Below are 19,365 nucleotides of genomic sequence, written 5' to 3'. Positions count from 1 at the left end.
GATTGTCAGTTAATTGGTCGATTGACTAAATCCGGCCGTCGGCTTCCTGTAAAGCGGCACCGAACAAGAACAGGGGAGAATTGATCCATGGAAGAGCGCGTCTCGATTTCGATCTCGGAAGGCGTTGCCGATGTCCGCTTGGTGCGCGCGGACAAGATGAACGCACTGGATCAGGCCATGTTCGAGGCGCTGGTTGCCGCAACCGACCGCCTTTCCAGGGAAAAAGGTGTGCGCGTCGTGGTGCTGTCCGGCGAGGGCCGTGCCTTCTGTGCCGGCCTCGACATGGGACGCTTTGCCGCCATGAAGGAGAAGGGCGGCAACGGAATTCCGGGTGGCGAAAAACGCGACCTCACCGTGCGCACGCACGGCAAGGCGAACTTTCCGCAGCAGGCGGTGTGGGGCTGGCGTCAGCTTGCAGTGCCGGTGATCGCGGCCGTGCATGGCGTGGCCTTCGGCGGCGGCTTTCAGCTCGCGCTCGGTGCGGACATGCGCTTTGTTGCGCCCGATGCGCGAATGTCGGTGATGGAGATCAAATGGGGTTTGGTCCCCGACATGGCGGGCACGCCGATCCTGGCCTCGCTCGTGCGCGACGACATCCTGCGCGATCTCACCTACACCGGGCGCATCTTCTCGGCGCAGGAGGCGATGTCTTACGGTCTCGCCACGCGCATTTGCGATGATCCGCGTGCCAGCGCGCTCGAAGTCGCACGCGAGATCGCCGGCAAGAGCCCCGATGCGATCCGCGCCGCGAAACGGCTGCTCAACAATCTCTCGGTCGATCCGGGCCCGGCGCTGCTCGCCGAGTCCGTCGAGCAGCAGAAGCTGATCGGTAGTGCGAACCAGACCGAAGCCGTCCGCGCCAATCTCGAAAAGCGCGCACCGAAATTTGCGGACTAGCACAGACCTCATCCCGAGGAGCCGCGAAGCGGCGTCTCGAGGGATGGGCCACGGGCGTTCATGGTTCGAGACGGCGCTCCGCGCCTCCTCACCATGAGGTGAAACTCCAAACAACAAAGAAAAACAACAATGAGCGAAACGTCCCAATTCCTCGGCATCGTCTCCGGCGCGCGCCGCCGTTCCCATGCCGATGTCGCCAATCGTGCCGACCGCATCGCGAGCGGCCTTGCCAGGATCGGCGTTGGGCAGGGCGATTGCGTCTGTATGCTCATGCGCAACGACATCGCCTTTCTGGAGGCTGCCTACGCCGCGATGCGGCTGGGTGCCTATGGCGTGCCGATCAACTGGCATTTCAAGCCGGAGGAGATCAACTACATCCTGAAGGACTCCGGCACCTCGGTGCTGATCGCGCATGCCGACATGCTGCACGCCTTGCGCGATGCGATCCCCGAGGGAGTCACCGTGCTCGGCGTGCCGACGCCGCCGGAGATCCTCATCAGCTACAAGATCGATCCGGATCATTTGGCAGCGCCGGATTTCGCGATCGACTTCGATGCCTGGCTCGCGCAATTCCAGCCTTATGATGGCCCGGTCGTGCCGCAGCCCATGAACATGATCTACACCTCAGGCACGACCGGCCATCCCAAGGGCGTGCGGCGCAATGCGCCGACGCCGGAGCAGCAAGCCGCCGGCGAACGCATGCGCGCAATGATCTATGGCCTGAAGCCGGGCGCCCGCGCATTGCTGCCGGGCCCGCTCTATCATTCCGCACCGAACTCGTTCGGCATCCGGTCGGGCAAGCTAGGCGGTGCGCTGGTGCTGATGCCACGCTTCGAGGCGGAAGAGTTTCTCGAGCTGATCTCGAGGTACAGGATCGACACCATCTTCATGGTGCCGACCATGTTCATTCGCCTGATGAAGCTGCCGGAGGCGATGCGCAGGAAGTACGATGTCTCCTCGCTGCGCCATGTCATCCACGCGGCTGCGCCGTGCCCGGCAGACGTCAAGCGTGCCATGATCGAATGGTGGGGGCCGGTGATCTACGAATTCTACGGCTCAACCGAATCCAGTGCCGTGACCTTCGCGACCTCCGAGGATGCGCTCAAGAAGCCGGGCACCGTCGGCAAGATCTCGCCAGGCGCCGAGCTGCGCTTCATCGGGGAAGATGGCCGCGTGCTGCCGGTGGGCAAGATCGGCGAGATCTATTCCCGTATGGCCGAGATGGCGGACTTCACCTATCACAACAAGCCGGAGAAGCGCGCCGAGATCGACCGCGACGGTTTCATCACCTCCGGCGACGTCGGTTACATCGACGAGGACGGCTACGTCTTCATCTGCGACCGCAAGCGCGACATGGTGATCTCGGGCGGCGTCAACATCTATCCGGCCGAGATCGAATCGGTGCTGCATGCGGTGCCCGGCGTGCATGATTGCGCGGTGTTCGGCATTCCCGATGCGGAGTTCGGCGAGGCGCTGATGGCAGTGGTCGAGCCGCAAACCGGTATCACGATCGATGCTGCCGACATCCGCGCCAGGCTGAAGACACAGCTTGCCGACTACAAGGTACCCAAGCACATCGAGATACGTACCGACTTGCCGCGCGAAGATTCCGGCAAAATCTTCAAGCGCCGCCTGCGCGATCCCTATTGGGAGCAGGCGGGACGGAAGATCTGACACGGTTCGGGCCTACGGGATCTGTCTTCGCAGAGACAATATTCGAGCCTATACAAGCAGGGTCATTGACCACGGATAGTCCCATGGCTCCTGTTTCCATCCTGCTTAACTTGCTCTGGATTCTCATCGGCGGTGCCTGGATGGCGTTCGGCTGGCTGGTAGCCTCGATCATCATGGCCATCACCATTGTCGGCCTGCCCTGGGCGCGGGCGGCGTTCAACATCGCCGCCTACACTCTCCTGCCGTTCGGCTCGAAGGCGGTGCGGCGCGACGAGGTCACCGGCGAGAGCGATATCGGCACCGGCCCGCTCGGAGTGCTCGGCAATATCGTCTGGTTTCTGCTCGCCGGTTGGTGGCTGGCGCTCGGCCACGTCATTACCGCCGTGATCCTCGCGATCACCATTATCGGCATCCCCTTCGCCTGGGCCCACCTGAAGCTTGCGGGCATCGCGCTCTGGCCGATCGGAAAGGTGATCGTGCCGGCGTAGCGTCGAAAAGAGGCGATAGATCGCGCGGTTCGCCAGAACGACGGCTGAGGAATTGGCCCAGCTCCAGCCTCTATGTGCACCGCCCCCAACTTCACCTTGCGCTGCGGCAAAAAACTTGCACACTCGGCCGGCCGGGCAGCTTTTGGGAGCGAGCAATGTCCCTCCAGACCGTATCATCCGACACCGCTGATCAGCGCCCGAACCGTCCCGAGGACGTCCAGGCGCAGGAGGCGGATGCGCGGCTGCGGGACGACATCCGCCTGCTCGGGCGCATCCTCGGCGACACCGTGCGTGACCAGGAGGGCCCCGACGTGTTCGACCTGGTCGAGCGCATCCGGCAGACCTCGATCCGGTTCCACCGCGACGAGGATCGGCTCGCCCGCCGCGAACTCGAGCAGATCCTCGACAGCATGTCGACCACCGAGACGGTGCGGATCGTCCGCGCCTTCAGCTATTTCTCCCACCTCGCCAACATCGCCGAGGACCAGAACAATATACGCCAGATGCGGGCCCGCGCGGCGACGCACAGCGGCGGATCGGGCGTCTTGGCCGAAACGCTGGCACACGCGAAAGACGCCGGCATCAGCGCCGAGGAGCTACGCGGATTCTTCAAGGGCGCGCTGGTCAGCCCGGTGTTGACCGCGCATCCGACCGAGGTCCGCCGCAAGAGCACCATGGACCGCGAGATGGAGATCGCGGCGCTGCTCGATCGCCGCGAGCGCCTCGCCATGACAGCGGAGGAGACTGAGGCGAGCGACGAGCAGCTCCGCCGCGAGGTGCTGACGCTGTGGCAGACGAACCTCTTGCGCCGGACCAAGCTCACCGTGCTCGACGAGGTCGGCAACGGGCTGTCCTTCTATGACTACACCTTCCTTCGCGAAGTGCCGCGCCTCATCAATGTGCTGGAAGACCGGCTGGAGGAGGGCGGCGAGCAGGCGGCAGGTGAGCTCGCCTCGTTCCTGCGCATGGGAAGCTGGATCGGCGGCGACCGCGACGGCAATCCCTTTGTCACCGCCGACGTGATGCGCGGCACGCTGCGGCTGCAGTCGAGCCGCGTGATGCAGTTCTATCTCCAGGAGCTGCACGTGCTCGGCTCCGAGCTGTCGATCGCGGCGCATCTTGCCGACGTCTCCGAAGAGCTGCGTGCGCTCGCGGAGCGCTCGCCCGACACCTCGCCGCACCGGAGCGGCGAGCCCTACCGCCTCGCGGTCTCCGGCATCTATGCCCGCCTCACTGCGACCGCCGAAAAGCTCGCGGTCGAGATTACGCGGCGTCCCGTCGGCAAGGGCGCGCCTTACGAGAGTGTCAAGGAGCTGCAAGCCGATCTCGACGTGCTGCACCGCTCGCTGATCGCGAACAACGCCCGCGTCATCGCGCGCGGCCGGCTGCGGCTGCTCAGGCGCGCGGTCGATTGCTTCGGCTTCCATCTTGCGCGGCTCGACATCCGCCAGAACTCCGCCGTGCACGAGCGTACCATCGCCGAACTGTTCGATGCGGCCAATCCCGGCATGTCCTATCTCGCGCTCGGCGAGGAGGCGCGCATCGCGTTGCTCACCAACGAGCTGCGCAGCACCCGCTCGCTGGTCTCGCAATTCGTCAAGTACAGCGACGAGACGATGGGTGAGCTCAACGTATTCCATGCTGCCGCGGAGGCGCATGCGAAGTTCGGCTCGGACGCCATCCCCCAATGCATCATCTCGATGTGCAAGGGCATGTCGGACATGCTCGAGGTGGCGGTGCTGCTCAAGGAGGTCGGCCTCGTCAATCCGTCGGGACGCAGCGCCATCAACATCGTGCCGCTGTTCGAGACCATCGAGGATTTGCAGGCATCGAGCGGCATCATGGACCGCATGCTGTCCCTGCACGACTACCGCCGCCTCGTCGACAGCCGCGGCGGCGTGCAGGAGGTGATGCTCGGCTATTCCGACAGCAACAAGGATGGCGGCTTCGTCACCTCGGGCTGGGAGCTGTACAAGGCGGAGATCGGCCTCGTCGAGGTGTTCGAGCGCCACGGCGTGCGCCTGCGCCTGTTCCACGGCCGCGGCGGCTCGGTCGGTCGCGGCGGCGGTCCGAGCTATGACGCCATCATCGCCCAGCCTGGCGGCGCGGTGAACGGTCAGATCCGCATCACCGAGCAGGGCGAGATCATCTCGTCGAAATATTCCAACGCCGAGGTCGGTCGCAATAATCTGGAGATCCTCGCAGCCGCGACGCTGGAGGCGAGCCTGCTGCATCCGCGCCAGAGCGCGCCGCGGGGCGAATATCTGACCGCGATGGACGAATTGTCGAACCTCGCCTTCAAGGCCTACCGCGGTCTCGTCTACGAGACCGACGGCTTCGTCGATTATTTCTGGGCCTCGACCGTGATCAACGAGATCGCGACCCTCAACATCGGCAGCCGCCCGGCCTCGCGCAAGAAGACCCGCGCCATCGAGGACCTTCGCGCGATTCCCTGGGTGTTCTCCTGGGCCCAATGCCGCCTGATGCTGCCGGGCTGGTACGGCTTTGGCAGCGCGGTCGAGACCTGGATCGCCGAGCATCCCGACAAGGGCATGCCGTTCCTCAAAGAACTCTACCGCGACTGGCCGTTCTTCCGGATGCTGTTGTCGAACATGGACATGGTGCTCGCCAAGAGCTCGATCGCGATCGCCTCGCGCTATGCCGAGCTCGTGCCGGATGAGGCGCTACGCGAAAAGATCTTCGGCCGCATCCGCCGCGAATGGCATTCCTGCATCGAGACGCTCCTGGACATCATGGGCCAGGACCGGCTGCTCCAGGGCAACCCGCTGCTGGAGCGCTCGGTTCGCCACCGCTTCCCCTATCTCGACCCGCTCAACCACGTGCAGGTCGAGCTTCTGAAGGAGCACCGCGCGCAGAACCCGAACGAGCAGGTGCTGCGCGGGATTCAGCTCACGATCAACGGCATCTCGGCGGGGTTGAGGAATACCGGTTAGGGGTGAGTAGCGAACAGGCGGGGGTGCTGCCAACTATTCGCTACTCCCCACTCGCTATTCGCTCACGGCTTCATTGCGCCCTGTACGCTCGTGTAGACCGCATAGAGCGATGTCGAGCCACAAATATAAAGCCTGTTTCGCTGCTGACCGCCGAAGCACAGATTTGCAACTGTTTCCGGAATATGAATCTTGCCGAGCAATTCGCCCGATGGCGTATAACAGCGCACGCCGTCTTCGTTCGGATCGCCCCAGCCCACCGAACACCAGACGCGTCCATCCATGTCACAACGCAAGCCGTCGGTGATGCTGGGCTTCGGCATCTCGGCAAAGACCTTGCCGTTCGACACCTTTCCGCCGGCGACGTCGAGGTCGAACACGCGGATGTGAGATGGATTGTCCGGCCCATCCGTGAAGCCGGTATCGATGACATAAAGCTTCTTCTCGTCAGGCGACAGGGTGATGCCGTTGGGTTCAACGAAGTCATCGATGACAACCTTGACGTCCCCCGATTTCGGATCGACCCGGTAGACGTTGTGCTTTTCCTGTTCGGGCTCGGCCTTGATACCCTCGTAGTAGCCGCCAATGCCGTAGACTGGGTCGGTGAACCAGATCGCGCCATCGGCGGTGACGACCGCATCGTTCGGCGAATTCAGCCGCTTGCCGTTGTACTTGTCGGCGATGATGGTGATCGAACCGTCGAGTTCGGTCCGCGTCACGCGCCGCCCGCTATGCTCGCATGTGATCAGGCGTCCTTCGCGATCGATGGTGTTGCCGTTCGAGTTCATCGACGGCTGACGGTAGACGCTGACGTGACCGTCATCCTCCGAGAAACGCATGATGCGGTTGTTGGGAATGTCGCTGAACAACACGTATCGCCCGGCCGCGAAATACACCGGCCCCTCGGCCCAGCGGAAGCCGGTCGCGACGCGCTCAACGGCCATCGTGCCGGCGAAGGCCGGAAAACCGGGGGGGCCGAACGATGGCGGCCCTTTCTTGGCGGATTCCAGATGGGAGTCCGGGTAGCGGCTGCCGGGCAGAGGTCCCAAGGGCAATGGCCCCGTCGACCTCGTCGGAGCGCCCGTCTGGCCCAATGGCGCGACGGAAGCTGCCAGGGCAGCGTTCATGGTCACCCCCGTCGCGGCTACTGTGGCCGCGGCGCCCTTCAACAGGGTGCGGCGCGCGAGAGAGGGCTCACTGGTATCGGCCGAGATGGTCAGTGGTCTTGTCATAGTTGCCTCCCATTTTTTGTTGAGAGGAAAACCATCCGACCGCATTCGGGCGTAATGCAGGCGATCTCCGGCGGGATAACCGGAGATCGCAACGCAGCAAAGTCGGGATTCGCCTAGACGGGATCCCAGGTGAAGATGTCAGCCGAGCGGTCGAGCTTGTAGAACGAGCCCTTCAGCGCCGGCATCGCATGTTCCGCGATCGATTGCGGCGTCCAGCCGTCGCTGCTCTGCACGGAGCGGATCGGACGATTCTGGCTGAACAGGAAGATCTCGTTCATGCGCACGCCGAAGATCTGCCCGGTGACGTCCTTGGCGGCATCGGAGAGCAGGTAGCCGCAGACCGGCGCGATCTTTTCCGGTCCCATCTGCTTGATCTTCTCGACGCGCGCCTTCTCGGCTTCGGTCTCGGTCGGGATGGTGCCGATCATGCGGGTCCAGGCGAAAGGCGAGACGCAGTTGGAGCGGACGTTGAAGCGGCCCATGTCCAGCGCAATCGACTTCGACAGGCCGACGATGCCGAGCTTGGCGGCCGCATAGTTGGCCTGGCCGAAATTGCCGATCAGGCCCGAGGTCGAGGTGAAGTGCACGAAGGAGCCGCTCTCCTGCTCACGGAAGATCCGCGCCGCGGCGTGAGAAACGTAGAACGAGCCCATCAGATGCACTTTGACGACGGCCTCGAAGGCTTCCACGCTCATCTTATGGAAGATCATGTCGCGCAAGATGCCGGCATTGTTGACGACGCCGTCGAGCCGGCCGAAATGATCGGTCGCGGTCTTGACGATCTTGCTCGCGGGGATCGCTTCCGCCACCGACTCGAAGTTGGCGACCGCGGTGCCGCCGCGCTTCTTGATCTCCTCGACCACCTCCTCGGCGGGCGCAGCGTTCGAACCGGCGCCGTCGGCGGCACCGCCGGGGTCGTTGACGACGACCTTCGCGCCTTCGGCGGCGCAGAGCAGCGCGATCTCGCGGCCGATGCCCCGGCCTGCGCCGGTGACGATGATGACCTTGTCTTGCAGTGATTTCGTCATGTGGATTCTCCGCTATCGATCCGGTGATTCTTACCTCGCCCCGCTTGCGGGGAGAGGTCGGATCGCATCGCAGATGCGATCCGGGTGAGGGGGACTCTCCGCGAGTCGGAGTGTGTGGAAGCGGCCCCTCACCCCAACCCTCTCCCCGTAAGAACGGGGAGAGGGAGAGGCGGGCAGCTCGCTCATTTCTCGTTCGTAAACACGATCGTGCCGGATGCCGCGAACATGCCGCCGACGCCGTGGCACACCGAAATCTTCGCGTTCGGCACCTGCGCCGGCGCGATGCCGCGCATCTGGCGCACGCTCTCCTGGAGGGCGTACATGCCGTACATGCCCGAATGCATGTAGGAGAGGCCGCCACCATTGGTGTTGAGTGGCAGCTTGCCGCCGGGCCGTGTGTTGCCGTCGGCGATGAATTTGCCGGTTTCCTCGTACGGCATGAAGCCGAGGTCGCCGAGGCCGAACAGCGGCAGATGCGCAAATGCGTCGTAGATCATGAGATGGTCGACGTCCTTGTGCGCAATGCCGGCCTCCTTGAAGGCGAGGGGCCCTGCGACCTTGAAGGCGCGCGAGGAGTTGAAGGTCTCCATCTGGCTGACCATCGGCGTCTCCACGCTCTCGCCAGTGCCCATGATGTAGACGGGCTTCCTGGGAAAGTCCTTGGCGCGGTCGGCCGAGGTCAGGATCAGCGCGCCGCCGCCGTCGGTGACGAGGCAGCACTGCAGCAGGCGGAATGGATAGGCGATCATGCGCGAGTTGAGCACGTCGGCGACCGTGATCGGGTCCTTCATCATCGCGCGCGGATTCTTTGCCGCCCATTCCCGCTGTACCACGGCGACCGCGGCGAGCTGCTCATGCGTGATGCCGTAGGTCTTCATGAACCGCAGCACGGGGATCGGGAACATGCTGGGCGGGCCGTAGACGCCGAACGGCGCCTCGAACTGGCCCTGCAGGCTGTCGGCAGGGATCGAGCGCGGCAGCTTGCCGATCATCGATTTTCCGCTCTCGGCATGGGTGATCAGCACGGTCTTGCACAGGCCCGCCTCGATCGCCGCAGCGGCATGGCGGACGTGCAGCATGAAGGAGCAGCCGCCGACCGAGGTACCGTCGACCCAGGTCGGCTTGATGCCGAGATAGTGACAGACCTGCTGCGGCGTCTCGACCGCGGTGGCGAAGCCGTCGATGTCGGAGAGTTTCAGCCCGGCATCGGCAATGGCATTGAGCGCAGCATCCGCATGGAGCTGGAGCTGCGACATGTTGGGGATGACGCCGAGCTCGGTGGTCTCGGCCGCGCCGACGACGGCAACCTGGTTTCTGCGCATGGCCTATCCCTTCGCCGGACGGAACACGGGGAGGGTGATGTTGTCATCGAGCTTCTCGAAGGCGACCTCGAGCTTCATGTCGAGCGCGAGCGCCTCCGGCGTCTGGGGGCAATCGATGATGTTGCTCATCATCCGCGGCCCCTCGGCAAGCTCGACGACAGCGATCGCGTAAGGCGGCGTGAAGCCGGGCGCGGCCGGACGGTGGTTGATCACGTAGCTGTAGAGAGAGCCCTTGCCGCTCGCCTTGAAGACGGAGACCTTGCGCGAGGCGCAGGAGGGACAGAACGGACGCGGCGGAAAGTAGACATGCGCGCAGGCGTCGCAGCGCTGCAAGCGCAGCTCGCCCGCTTTCGTGCCGTCCCAGAAATGCTGGGTTTCCGGCGTCGGTTTCGGTCGCGCACGCTGCGGTTCGGCCATGTCGGCAGGTCCTCCCAGTGCGCAGGCTTGGCGCCTGCCTGTTTCGATCTTGATGCGACAATCGACCATGGCGCGTCAACGGTCCAGCAACGCGCGCGCATGCCATCATGCGCACAGTGCTTGTGTCGGACTGAGCCAGCGCGATAGATTGCGCGCGCCAATATTCCGTGAGACAGACATGCCCAATTACCCGACACTGGCAAAGCTTGCCGAAGACCTCGAAAGCGGCCGCACGACCTCTCGCAAGCTGGTCGAGGCGTGTATCGCCAGGATCGCCGATCCGGCCGGCGAGGGGCGGCGCACCTTCATCCATGTCGACAAGGACGCGGCGCTCGCGACCGCGGATGCGATGGATACCTTGCGCAAGGCCAAGACCGCGCCGTCGCGCTATGCCGGTATCCCGGTCTCGATCAAGGATCTCTTCGACATCAAGGGACAGACGACACGCGCCGGCTCTCGCGCGCTCGATGATTCCGATCCGGCGGAGCACGATGCGGCGGCGGTTGCGCGGCTGCGCCAGGCCGGCTTCATCCTGATCGGACGGACCAACATGACTGAGTTCGCCTATTCCGGTATCGGTATCAATCCGCACTATGGCACGCCGAAGGGCGCCTGGAACCGGGCTGAAGGCCACGTGCCCGGCGGCTCGTCCTCAGGCGCGGCGGTTTCCGTGCTGGACGGCATGGCGCATGGCGCGCTCGGCACCGACACCGGTGGCTCGTGCCGGATTCCCGCCGCCTATAACGGCATCGTCGGCTACAAGCCGACGCAGCGTCGCGTGCCGCTCGATGGCTCGGTGCCGCTGTCGTTCTCGCTCGACAGCATCGGACCGCTGGCACGATCGGTCAGTTGCTGTGCCATACTCGATGCGGTGCTGGCGAACGAGCCTGTGGCTGCGTTGAAGCCGCGGCCGATCCAGGGCATGCGGCTGGCGGTGCCGACCACGATCGCACTTGACGATCTCGACGCGCCGGTGGCTGACACATTCGAGCGCGCGCTTGCGACGCTCACTGCTCATGGTGCCGTCATCGAGCGCATCGAAATGGCGGAGTTCCACGACATCGGCCCGATGAACGCCAAGGGCGGCTTTGCTGCGGCCGAAAGCTTCGCCTGGCACCGCTATCTCATCACGTCCAAGGGCGATGTCTATGATCCCCGTGTCTTCGTGCGCATCATGCGCGGCGAGGCGCAGAGCGCGGCCGATTATATCGATCTCGTCAACGAGCGCCGCTCGCTGATCGCGCGTGTCAATGCGCGGATTGCGCCCTATGACGCGCTGGTGCTCCCGACCACCGCCAACACGCCGCCGAAGATCGCCGATCTCGCCGACGACAAGGCGTTCGCCACGGCGAATCTGCGCTCCCTGCGCAATTGCACCCTGATCAACATGATCGATGGTTGCGCCATCTCGCTGCCTGCGCATCGCGAAGGCGACGTGCCCGTCGGGCTAATGCTGGCGGGCGCGGGCGGATCGGATCGCCGCATTTTCGAACTTGCTGCCGGCATGGAGGCCGTGATCCGTGTTTGATCTGACCTTCACCGTAGACGCCCAGGACACGACAACTCCGCTGACGCTTGCGATTGACCAGGCCGTCATCGCCGGCTGGACCGGCCGCGATCCCGTGGCGCGCGACAAGCACATCGCGGAGCTGGAGGCGGTCGGCATCGCCCGTCCGGCCTCGACGCCGATCTACTACCGCGTCTCGGCGCGGCGGCTGACCACGGAAGACAGCATCGAATGCTGCGGCGGCGATTCCTCTGGCGAGGTCGAGTTCGTGCTGGTGGGCTGGCAGGGCCGCATCTTCGTCGGTTGCGGCTCCGACCATACCGACCGCAAGGTCGAAGCCTACAACGTCACGGTCTCGAAGCAGATGTGCGACAAGGTGCTCGCGCCGACCCTGTGGGAACTCGAGGACGTCGTCGGCCATTGGGACAAGATGATCCTGCGCTCCTATGCCTGGATCAACGGCGAGCGCGTGCTCTACCAGGAGGGCACGCTGGACGCGATGTTGCCGGTCGGCGAACTCATTGCGCGCGGCTTCGACGGCAAGACGCTGCCGGACGGCTGCGCCATGTTCGGCGGCACCTTCGCCGCCAAGGGCGGCATCCGCCCTGCGGACCGTTTCGAGTTCGAACTGGAGGATCCCGTGCTCAAGCGCACGATCAAGCACGCGTATGACGTGGTGACGCTGCCGGTGCTGGGCTGATGCATCCCCACTGTCATTGCGAGCGAAGCGAAGCAATCCAGACTGGTTCCGCGGAAAGACACTGGATTGCTTCGCTTCGCTCGCAATGACGGGGAGGCAGCCGGAAATCGGGTGGCGGAGGGCGGACCGGTCTTGCGAGAGTCGCGGCCATGACAGCAACAGCACGCAAATCTCCTCATTCGCCTTCGCTCGACATCGCCGCTCGCGTCGACGCCCTCGACTGGGCGCAGATCACCGGCGAGCTCGACGCCCAGGGCTGCGCCGTCCTGAAGGGGCTGCTCGCGCCGGACGAATGCCGCGCCGTCGCCGCGCTCTACCCGGACGATGCAACCTTCCGCAGCCGCATCGTCATGGGCAGTCACGGTTTTGGTCGCGGCGAGTACAAATATTTCACCTATCCGCTGCCCGACCTGATCGCACAATTGCGCCCGGCGCTGTATGCGCATCTGCACGGCGTCGCCAATCGCTGGAACGAGGCGATGGGGATCGACATCCGCTATCCCGCGGTGCATTCGGCCTTCCTGAAGCGCTGCCATGATGCGGGGCAGACGCGGCCAACGCCGCTGCTGCTGCAATACGAGGCCGGCGACTACAACTGCCTGCACCAGGACCTCTATGGCGAGCACGTGTTCCCGCTGCAGGTCGCGATCCTGCTCTCCGAACCGGGACGTGACTTCACCGGCGGCGAGTTCGTGCTGACCGAGCAGCGCCCGCGCATGCAATCCCGCGCCGAGGTGGTGCCGCTCGCGCAGGGCGACGCGGTGGCCTTCGCCGTGCATCATCGCCCGGTGCAGGGGACGCGCGGCACCTACCGCGTTAATCTGCGCCATGGCGTCAGCCGGCTTCGGTCCGGCCAGCGCCACACGCTGGGTGTGATCTTCCATGATTCCAAGTGAGCGTTGCCGTTGACGGCGGATTTGTTCGACGATGTCATTGAGGCGCGGCCGTCGCGCGAGCAGATCGCGGAAGGCGCGGTGCTGCTGCGCGGCTTTGCCAAGCCGATCGAGAGCGAGCTGATCGCGGCGGTGCGCGCGATCGTGGCGCAGGCGCCGTTCCGCCGGATGACCACGCCCGGCGGCTATCAGATGTCCGTGGCGATGACGAATTGCGGCGAGCGCGGCTGGATCACCGACCACACCAGCTATCGCTACGATGCGATCGATCCGCGATCCGACACGCCATGGCCGGAGATGCCCCTTGTCTTCCGCGATCTGGCCCACCGCGCGGCGGAGCAGGGCGGTTTCGCCGGCTTCGCGCCGGATGCCTGCCTCGTCAATCGTTATGAGCCCGGCACGCGGCTGTCGCTGCATCAGGACAAGGACGAGCTGGACTATTCGGCGCCGATCGTCTCGGTCTCGCTTGGGCTGCCCGCGATCTTCCTGTTCGGTGGCATGGCGCGCAGCGACAAGCCGCGCCGTTTTCGGCTCGTGCATGGCGATGTCGTGGTCTGGGGCGGCCCATCGCGGCTCGCCTATCACGGCGTCGCGCCGCTCGCCGATGGCGAGCACGCGCTGCTCGGCCGTCAGCGCATCAATCTGACGTTCCGCAGGACGCGGTGACGCTGCGTCTTACGGCTTCGGCGGATGGATGAATGCCCAGGGACTGACTTCGGAGTCCCGCGGCACCTCGACCGAAATCAGATACGGCCCGCCATGGGTGAGCGCCTTCTCCATCGCCGCCTTGAAATGATCCGGCGAGGCTACGCGTGCTGCAGCGACGCCGAAGGACTCCGCGAGCTTGACGAAATCCGGGTTGACGAGATCGGACGCCACCACGCGGCCGTCAAAACGCTCGCGCTGGTCGCGGCGGACATTGCCATAGGCGTTGTTGTTGAACACCAGCGTCACCACGCCGATGTTGAACTGCACCGCCGTGGAAAGCTCCTGCACGCCGAACATGAAGCCGCCGTCGCCGGTGATCGCCACCACCGGCTTGTCGGGATTGGCGATCTTGGCGCCTAACGCGGTCGGGAAGCCCGAGCCGAGCGTACCCTGGTAGCCGGAGGTGATGAAGGTGCGCGGCTCGTAGATCGGAAACCCGTACCAGGAGGCAAAGCCGACCTGCGACAATTCATCGGTGACGATTGCGTTCGCCGGCAGCACCTCGCGCAGGATGTTGAGATACGCCATCTGCGGCTGGATGCGCTGGATTTCGGCTTGCGCTGATGCCGTGGCCTCGCGGATCGCCGCGCGGCGTCCGGCGGTCTTGCTGTAGCCTGCCTTGCGCACGGCGGCGGCGAGATCGGCGGTCGCGGATTTGGCATCGGCGATGATGGCCGCATCTGAGGCGAAGCGCCGCATCTCGACCGGGTCGATGTCGATGCGGATGCTCTTCAGGCCATCGGGGCGATAAGGCCAGCGCGACATGGTCGGCAGCTCCAGCCGCGTGCCGATGCCGATCATGAGGTCGGTGTTCGGCCACAACTTGTAGGCAGCCGCCATCGTCAGCCCGAGCTCATGCGCGTTGGAGACGATGCCGCGGCCGCTGCGGAACGCGACCACCGGCGCATCGATCATCTCGGCGAGCTCGAGGATCTCTTCGCGCGCCTCGATCGCGCCGCTGCCGACGAAGATCATCGGCGCCTTGCTCGCCTTGATGAGCGCGGCCGCCTGCTTCACGAGGTCAGGATCGGGCTGCGGCGCGGCCAGGGGCTCAAGAACCGGTGCGGCTGCCGTGTCGGCGCGCTGGGTGAAGACGTCCCAGGGCATTTCGACCGAGACGGGACCCCGCCGTCCCGACATCATTTCCTGGAAGGCGCGCGCCACGACCGTCGGCGCATTGCCGGGATATTCGATCCGCTCCGCCCATTTCACATAGGTGCGCAAGGTCGCGAGTTGATCCGGCATCTCGTGCAGATGACCGCGGCCTTTGCCCAGGAACTGCGTCGGTACCTGGCCGGTGACGCACAGCACCGGCTCGTTGCAGCCGAAAGCGGTGAGCAGCGCCGCGCTGGCGTTGAGCACGCCGGGGCCAGGCACCACGCTGAACACGCCGGGCCTGCCGCTCGATCGCGCATAGCCGAACGCCATGTAGCCGCACGCCTGCTCGTGCCGGGCGCCGATCACCTTGAGCTGAGCCTGGTGGAAGGCATCGAACAGGCCGTAGACCTGCGCACCGGGCAGGCCGAATACGGTATCGACGCCATGCGCAACAAGCCCGCTTACGATCGCTTCCCCGCCGGTGAGGGTGGTCATTGCACTATTCCATTCGTTTCGTTGATCAGGCCTCGTCGACGACGCCATTGCGAAGCAGGCCGATGCCCTCGGCCTCGACTTCAATGACATCGCCGGGCGTTAAGTAGCGCGGCGGATCGAACCGCGCGCCGGCGCCGGTCGGCGTGCCCGTGACAATGATGTCGCCGGGAACGAGCGTTGCGAAGGTCGAGATATAGTTGATGAGATAGCGGAACGGGAACATGAGCCGGCTGGTGCGATCGTCCTGCCGCAGTTCGCCGTTGACACGTGTGGTCAGACGAATGTCGGCGATCTGCGATTCCTGGATGTAAGGCACGAGCCACGGGCCGAGGCTGCCGCTGGAGTCGAAATTCTTGCCTTGCGTGACGTTGAACTTGGCGTGGCGCAACCAGTCGCGCACGGAGCCTTCGTTGCAAAGAGTCAACGCCGCGATGTGGTCGAGCGCTGCGCTTTCCGGAATGTGCCGTCCGCCCTTGCCGATCACCAGCACGATCTCGCCTTCATAGTCGAGTTGCGCCGAGGCGCGCGGCCGCACCAGTGGCGTATCGTGGCCGACGAAGGAGCGGGGCGAGCGCATGAACATGCTCGGATATTTCGGCGCGTCCTGCCCGTCCTTGTACTCGGCGTTGCGGTCGGGATAGTTGACGCCGATGCAGATGATCTTTTCCGGTGCGGGTACCGGCGGGAGCCAGGTGATGTCACTGAGCGCATGATCCGGCGCGCGGCCGGCGGCTTTCTCGGCGAGGCTCGCGAGCTTCCCGGCCGCGATCACCTCGCGCAGGGTCGGATAGTCCTTGGCATGGCGCGCGGAGAGATCGACGACGCCGCCGTCGGTGACGGCGCCGTATTTGGTCATGCCCTTGACGGAATAGGTGGCGAGGCGAGGCAGCGTCATTGCTTAGTCCGCCACCAAGACGTCGGCCACGAATTTCGGCTCGCGCACGGCCTGGCCCGTGAAGGGCGAGCCCTGCTCGAACCAGGAGCGCGGCGCCGGCGCGCCCCACAGCGTCTGGCGGCGCGGATCGCGCAGTGACCAGCGCAGCGGCTCGTGGTCGTGATCGCCCGTGAAATAATCGCTGGTGTAGAGCTCGAGCCGGTGGCCGTCGGGGTCGCGGACGTAGAGGAAGAATGCGTTCGAGATGCCGTGGCGTCCGGGCCCGCGCTCGATGTTCTTGACGAAGCCCGCGGAGGCCATCACGTCGCAGAGGTGGATGATGTTCATCGCCGTCGGCGTCCAGTAGGCGAAGTGATGCAGCCGCGGGCCCTTGCCGTTGGTGATGGCGAAGTCGTGGACGTTGCCCTTGCGATGCATCCAGGCGGCGGCGATGCGCCCGTTCGGCCCGTCCTCCTCGGCATATTCGGTGAGGCGGAAGCCGAGCCGCGCGTAGAAGTCGACGGTATCCTGCACCTCGGCGGCGAAGACGTTGAAATGATCGAGCCGCTGCGGATGGCAGCCCCGGTAGAGGTCGTAGCGGCGGAGCAGATGCGGCCGCCGGTCCATCGCGGCGTAGAGCTCGATCTGGAAGCCGAAGGGATCGGTGAATTGCAGCGTGCGGCCCTGGAACGGCTGGTCGACGAAGGCGTAGCTAAGGCCGTTCTCGGACAGGAACGCCGCCGCCTTGTCGAGATCCTTGTCGTTGCCGACCTTGAAGCCGAGCCGGTTGCAGGCCGGCACCGCCGCCTTGCGCAGCACCAGCGAGTGGTGCTGATGCTCTTCCGCGCCGCGCAAGTAAACCACGTTGTCGTCGGCATCCTCGACATGCAGGCCGACGGTGGTCTCGTAGAACTCGCGGCTGAGCTTCAGGTCCGTGACATCGAGCACGGCATGGCTCGAGCGGATGATGTTGAATGGTGGCTCGAAGACATGTTGCGGTACGGGCATTGCGTTTCCCCTCTCGGCTCGTCATTCCGGGATGGCCCGAAGGGCCAGGCCCGGAATCCATACTCCCGACTGGTGGTTATGGATTCCGGGCTCGATGCTTCGCATCGCCCCGGAATGACAGTTTCCCTAGATTCCCAGCTTCTGAATCTTATGCGTGCCCCGCGCCAGCGAGACGTGCTTGGTTTCCATGTAGAAGTCGAACGAGTAGTCGCCGCCGTCGCGGCCGATGCCGCTTGCCTTCATGCCGCCGAACGGCGTCGGCAGATGGCGGACATTCTCCGAGTTCAGCCAGATCATGCCGGCCTCTAACGCGTCCGCGACGCGCAGCGCGCGGCCCATATCGTTGGTCCAGACATAGCCGGTGAGGCCATAGCGGATGTCGTTGGCGATCTCGACCGCGTCCGCCTCGTCGCGGAATGGCAGCACGGTGAGGAAGGGGCCGAACACCTCCTCCTGCGCAACGCGCATCTTGCCATGCGCGCCGGTCACCAGCGTCGGCTCGACGTAATGTCCGCCGCCCGGGCCGTCATAGGCCTTGCCGCCGACCGCGATCACTGCGCCGTCCTGGCGCGCGACGTCGAAATAGGAGCAGACCTTTGCCAGATGCCGCTCATGGATCAGCGGCCCGATCTCGGTTGAGGGATCGAGGGGATGGCCGACCTTCAAGGCCTTCACCCGTGTCGTCAGCTTCTCGATGAACTTGTCGGCGATGCTCGCCTGGATCAGCAGGCGGCTGGACGACGTGCAGCGCTCGCCATTGAGCGAGTAGATCATGAACACGACCGCATCGAGCGCGCGGTCGAGCTCGGCATCGTCGAACACGATCACCGGGTTCTTGCCGCCAAGCTCGAAATGCACGCGCTTCAGCGTCGGCGCACCCTGCTTCATGATCGCCGAGCCCGTTGCGCTCTCGCCGACGAAGCCGATTGCCTTGATCGCGGGATGCTCGGTCAGGGCCTTGCCCGCCTCTTCACCGAAACCGTGGACGGTGTTGAGCACGCCGTCGGGAACGCCGGCTTCCTTGACCAGTTTTGCGAGCATATCCGCGGTCACCGGCGACCACTCCGCGGGCTTGTGCACGACGGTGCAGCCGGCGGCCAGCGCCGGAGCGATCTTCCAGGTCGAGAGCATGAACGGGGTGTTCCACGGCGTGATCACGCCGACGGGACCGATCGGCACCCGCGTGGAGATGTTCCAGTGCTCCTCGCTCGGCGTATTGAGGCCGTCGCGCGCTTCGCCGCATTTGTCGGCGAAGAAGCGGAAGTTTTCGGCGGCGCGGATCGCGGCCTTGGCCATGAAGCGGTAGGCCTGGCCGGTGTCGATGCATTCGAGCACCGCGATGTCGTCGGCATTGTCCTCGATCGCATCGGCGACCCGATGCAAGAGCTTGCGCCGCATCGCAGGTCCCATGTCGCGCCAGGACTTGAAGGCGAGAGCGGCGGCGGTTGCCGCGCGATCGACGTCCTCGGCATTGCCGCGCGCAACGCTCGCGAGCGTTGCGCCGTCGACCGGCGACTTCGTCTCAAATGTCTCCCCCGAGATCGAGGCGACGATCTTGCCGTCGATCATGTGGCCGATGCCGTCGGCCCGCAGCTTCTTCAGGAGCGGCGCCGCGCGGTCGCGGTTGGCCTGGAACACGTCGGCTTTCGGCGCGGGTTTATCCATGGGCAGCCTCCACTTTCAGGGCATCGTGGATGTTGTTGCGCTTCCAGCTCGTCTCCTTGTCGTTGATCTGCATGTCGAACGACAGGGCAAATTTCGAGCTTGCGAAGACGAGATCGAGATGCCGGGAGAGCGCCTGGAAGACGTGCTCACCGGCCTTCTTGCGGGTGGCGAGATCGCGGCCCTCGCCGATGCGCAGGACAACATCAAGAAAGCCGTAGTCCTGCCGCGCGTCGGCGATCGCATAGTGCTCGCACCTGATCGCGCGGACGCGGATGCCGCCGAGCGGGAAGATGCCTGTGTCCACCGCCGCCTTGCGTACGACTTCGCACACCGCGCTCATATCGAGACGGCCGTCGAGATTCGCCGAATATTCGATCGTGAAATGCGGCATGGCGGTTTCGCTCCCTG

At 64.8% G+C, this 19,365-nt stretch carries 17 protein-coding genes; 8 read left to right on the top strand and 9 right to left on the bottom strand.

The genetic code is table 11. The annotated features are described in order from the left end of the window. The first annotated feature begins 87 nt into the window (after positions 1 to 87). The 4 genes from MTR72_RS03680 (at position 88) to ppc (ending at position 6,013) form a co-directional block, all read left to right on the top strand. The gene (locus MTR72_RS03680) at positions 88 to 897 is read left to right on the top strand and encodes a crotonase/enoyl-CoA hydratase family protein (protein ID WP_280965073.1); all 810 of its coding nucleotides are present in this window, start codon (positions 88 to 90) and stop codon (positions 895 to 897) included. A gap of 129 nt (positions 898 to 1,026) precedes the next feature. Then, positions 1,027 to 2,571, top strand: a complete 1,545-nt coding sequence (locus MTR72_RS03675) for an acyl-CoA synthetase (protein WP_341510107.1) — start codon at positions 1,027 to 1,029, stop codon at positions 2,569 to 2,571. 83 nt (positions 2,572 to 2,654) lie between these two features. Beyond that, entirely contained in the window at positions 2,655 to 3,059 is a 405-nt protein-coding gene (locus MTR72_RS03670) for a YccF domain-containing protein (RefSeq protein WP_280965071.1), read from the top strand. Between the two features lie 155 nt (positions 3,060 to 3,214). Next, entirely contained in the window at positions 3,215 to 6,013 is a 2,799-nt protein-coding gene (gene ppc / locus MTR72_RS03665) for a phosphoenolpyruvate carboxylase (protein WP_280965070.1), read from the top strand. Positions 6,014 to 6,075: 62 nt separating this feature from the next. Here ppc and MTR72_RS03660 read toward each other — a convergent pair whose 3' ends face one another. The 4 genes from MTR72_RS03660 to MTR72_RS03645 all read right to left on the bottom strand — a co-directional run bounded on the left by MTR72_RS03660 (position 6,076) and on the right by MTR72_RS03645 (position 10,009). Continuing rightward, a complete protein-coding gene (locus tag MTR72_RS03660) occupies positions 6,076 to 7,242 on the bottom strand; it encodes an SMP-30/gluconolactonase/LRE family protein (protein ID WP_280965069.1) in 1,167 nt (388 codons plus the stop codon). Positions 7,243 to 7,355: 113 nt separating this feature from the next. After that, positions 7,356 to 8,270, bottom strand: coding sequence for an SDR family oxidoreductase (locus tag MTR72_RS03655; protein ID WP_280965068.1), 915 nt, complete (start codon positions 8,268 to 8,270; stop codon positions 7,356 to 7,358). A 182-nt stretch (positions 8,271 to 8,452) separates the two neighbouring features. Further along, a complete protein-coding gene (locus MTR72_RS03650; RefSeq protein WP_280965067.1) occupies positions 8,453 to 9,592 on the bottom strand; it encodes a thiolase C-terminal domain-containing protein in 1,140 nt (379 codons plus the stop codon). Between the two features lie 3 nt (positions 9,593 to 9,595). After that, on the bottom strand, positions 9,596 to 10,009 hold the full coding sequence (locus MTR72_RS03645; protein WP_280965066.1) for a Zn-ribbon domain-containing OB-fold protein: 414 nt from the start codon (positions 10,007 to 10,009) through the stop codon (positions 9,596 to 9,598). A 178-nt stretch (positions 10,010 to 10,187) separates the two neighbouring features. Between MTR72_RS03645 and MTR72_RS03640 the strand changes: the two genes are divergently transcribed. From MTR72_RS03640 to alkB, 4 genes are all read left to right on the top strand, one after another. Continuing rightward, on the top strand, positions 10,188 to 11,537 hold the full coding sequence (locus tag MTR72_RS03640; protein WP_280965065.1) for an amidase: 1,350 nt from the start codon (positions 10,188 to 10,190) through the stop codon (positions 11,535 to 11,537). Beyond that, entirely contained in the window at positions 11,530 to 12,216 is a 687-nt protein-coding gene (locus MTR72_RS03635; protein ID WP_280965064.1) for a DUF2848 domain-containing protein, read from the top strand. Before MTR72_RS03640 ends, MTR72_RS03635 begins: the two co-directional genes overlap by 8 nt. A 149-nt stretch (positions 12,217 to 12,365) precedes the next feature. After that, the gene (locus MTR72_RS03630) at positions 12,366 to 13,112 is read left to right on the top strand and encodes a 2OG-Fe(II) oxygenase (protein ID WP_280965063.1); all 747 of its coding nucleotides are present in this window, start codon (positions 12,366 to 12,368) and stop codon (positions 13,110 to 13,112) included. 9 nt (positions 13,113 to 13,121) lie between these two features. Further along, entirely contained in the window at positions 13,122 to 13,775 is a 654-nt protein-coding gene (alkB, locus tag MTR72_RS03625) for a DNA oxidative demethylase AlkB (RefSeq protein WP_280965062.1), read from the top strand. 9 nt (positions 13,776 to 13,784) lie between these two features. Here the strand turns inward: alkB and MTR72_RS03620 are convergent, their stop codons facing one another. The 5 genes from MTR72_RS03620 to MTR72_RS03600 all read right to left on the bottom strand — a co-directional run bounded on the left by MTR72_RS03620 (position 13,785) and on the right by MTR72_RS03600 (position 19,348). Next, on the bottom strand, positions 13,785 to 15,410 hold the full coding sequence (locus tag MTR72_RS03620; protein WP_280965061.1) for a thiamine pyrophosphate-dependent enzyme: 1,626 nt from the start codon (positions 15,408 to 15,410) through the stop codon (positions 13,785 to 13,787). 25 nt (positions 15,411 to 15,435) lie between these two features. Further along, positions 15,436 to 16,305: a fumarylacetoacetate hydrolase family protein gene (locus MTR72_RS03615; protein ID WP_280965060.1), complete on the bottom strand. Its 870-nt coding sequence runs from the start codon at positions 16,303 to 16,305 to the stop codon at positions 15,436 to 15,438. A 3-nt stretch (positions 16,306 to 16,308) separates the two neighbouring features. Continuing rightward, positions 16,309 to 17,292 (bottom strand): 3,4-dihydroxyphenylacetate 2,3-dioxygenase, encoded by a 984-nt coding sequence (hpaD, locus tag MTR72_RS03610; RefSeq protein ID WP_280965059.1) that lies wholly within the window; start codon positions 17,290 to 17,292, stop codon positions 16,309 to 16,311. 126 nt (positions 17,293 to 17,418) lie between these two features. After that, complete coding sequence (gene hpaE, locus MTR72_RS03605) at positions 17,419 to 18,957, bottom strand: 5-carboxymethyl-2-hydroxymuconate semialdehyde dehydrogenase (RefSeq protein WP_280965058.1); 1,539 nt, start codon at positions 18,955 to 18,957, stop codon at positions 17,419 to 17,421. Beyond that, the gene (locus MTR72_RS03600; RefSeq protein ID WP_280965057.1) at positions 18,950 to 19,348 is read right to left on the bottom strand and encodes a 5-carboxymethyl-2-hydroxymuconate Delta-isomerase; all 399 of its coding nucleotides are present in this window, start codon (positions 19,346 to 19,348) and stop codon (positions 18,950 to 18,952) included. The genes hpaE and MTR72_RS03600 overlap by 8 nt, the downstream gene beginning before the upstream one ends. Positions 19,349 to 19,365: the final 17 nt, after the last annotated feature.

Source organism: Bradyrhizobium sp. ISRA442 (assembly GCF_038085055.1).
Classification (GTDB): Bacteria; Pseudomonadota; Alphaproteobacteria; order Rhizobiales; family Xanthobacteraceae; genus Bradyrhizobium.
The sequence above is the reverse complement of the archived record's forward strand: the minus strand, read 5'-3'. Positions and strand labels throughout refer to the sequence as shown.

Excerpts from the sequence above, each read along its gene's own strand:
- MTR72_RS03670 (WP_280965071.1), top strand. The coding sequence starts at position 2,655 with ATGGCTCCTGTTTCCATCCTGCTTAACTTGCTCTGGATTCTCATCGGC.
- MTR72_RS03680 (WP_280965073.1), top strand. The coding sequence starts at position 88 with ATGGAAGAGCGCGTCTCGATTTCGATCTCGGAAGGCGTTGCCGATGTC.
- MTR72_RS03655 (WP_280965068.1), bottom strand. The coding sequence starts at position 8,270 with ATGACGAAATCACTGCAAGACAAGGTCATCATCGTCACCGGCGCAGGC.
- MTR72_RS03630 (WP_280965063.1), top strand. The coding sequence starts at position 12,366 with ATGACAGCAACAGCACGCAAATCTCCTCATTCGCCTTCGCTCGACATC.
- MTR72_RS03645 (WP_280965066.1), bottom strand. The coding sequence starts at position 10,009 with ATGGCCGAACCGCAGCGTGCGCGACCGAAACCGACGCCGGAAACCCAG.
- MTR72_RS03640 (WP_280965065.1), top strand. The coding sequence starts at position 10,188 with ATGCCCAATTACCCGACACTGGCAAAGCTTGCCGAAGACCTCGAAAGC.
- hpaE (WP_280965058.1), bottom strand. The coding sequence starts at position 18,957 with ATGGATAAACCCGCGCCGAAAGCCGACGTGTTCCAGGCCAACCGCGAC.
- MTR72_RS03675 (WP_341510107.1), top strand. The coding sequence starts at position 1,027 with ATGAGCGAAACGTCCCAATTCCTCGGCATCGTCTCCGGCGCGCGCCGC.
- MTR72_RS03620 (WP_280965061.1), bottom strand. The coding sequence starts at position 15,410 with ATGACCACCCTCACCGGCGGGGAAGCGATCGTAAGCGGGCTTGTTGCG.
- hpaD (WP_280965059.1), bottom strand. The coding sequence starts at position 17,292 with ATGCCCGTACCGCAACATGTCTTCGAGCCACCATTCAACATCATCCGC.
- MTR72_RS03660 (WP_280965069.1), bottom strand. The coding sequence starts at position 7,242 with ATGACAAGACCACTGACCATCTCGGCCGATACCAGTGAGCCCTCTCTC.
- MTR72_RS03650 (WP_280965067.1), bottom strand. The coding sequence starts at position 9,592 with ATGCGCAGAAACCAGGTTGCCGTCGTCGGCGCGGCCGAGACCACCGAG.
- ppc (WP_280965070.1), top strand. The coding sequence starts at position 3,215 with ATGTCCCTCCAGACCGTATCATCCGACACCGCTGATCAGCGCCCGAAC.
- MTR72_RS03600 (WP_280965057.1), bottom strand. The coding sequence starts at position 19,348 with ATGCCGCATTTCACGATCGAATATTCGGCGAATCTCGACGGCCGTCTC.
- MTR72_RS03615 (WP_280965060.1), bottom strand. The coding sequence starts at position 16,305 with ATGACGCTGCCTCGCCTCGCCACCTATTCCGTCAAGGGCATGACCAAA.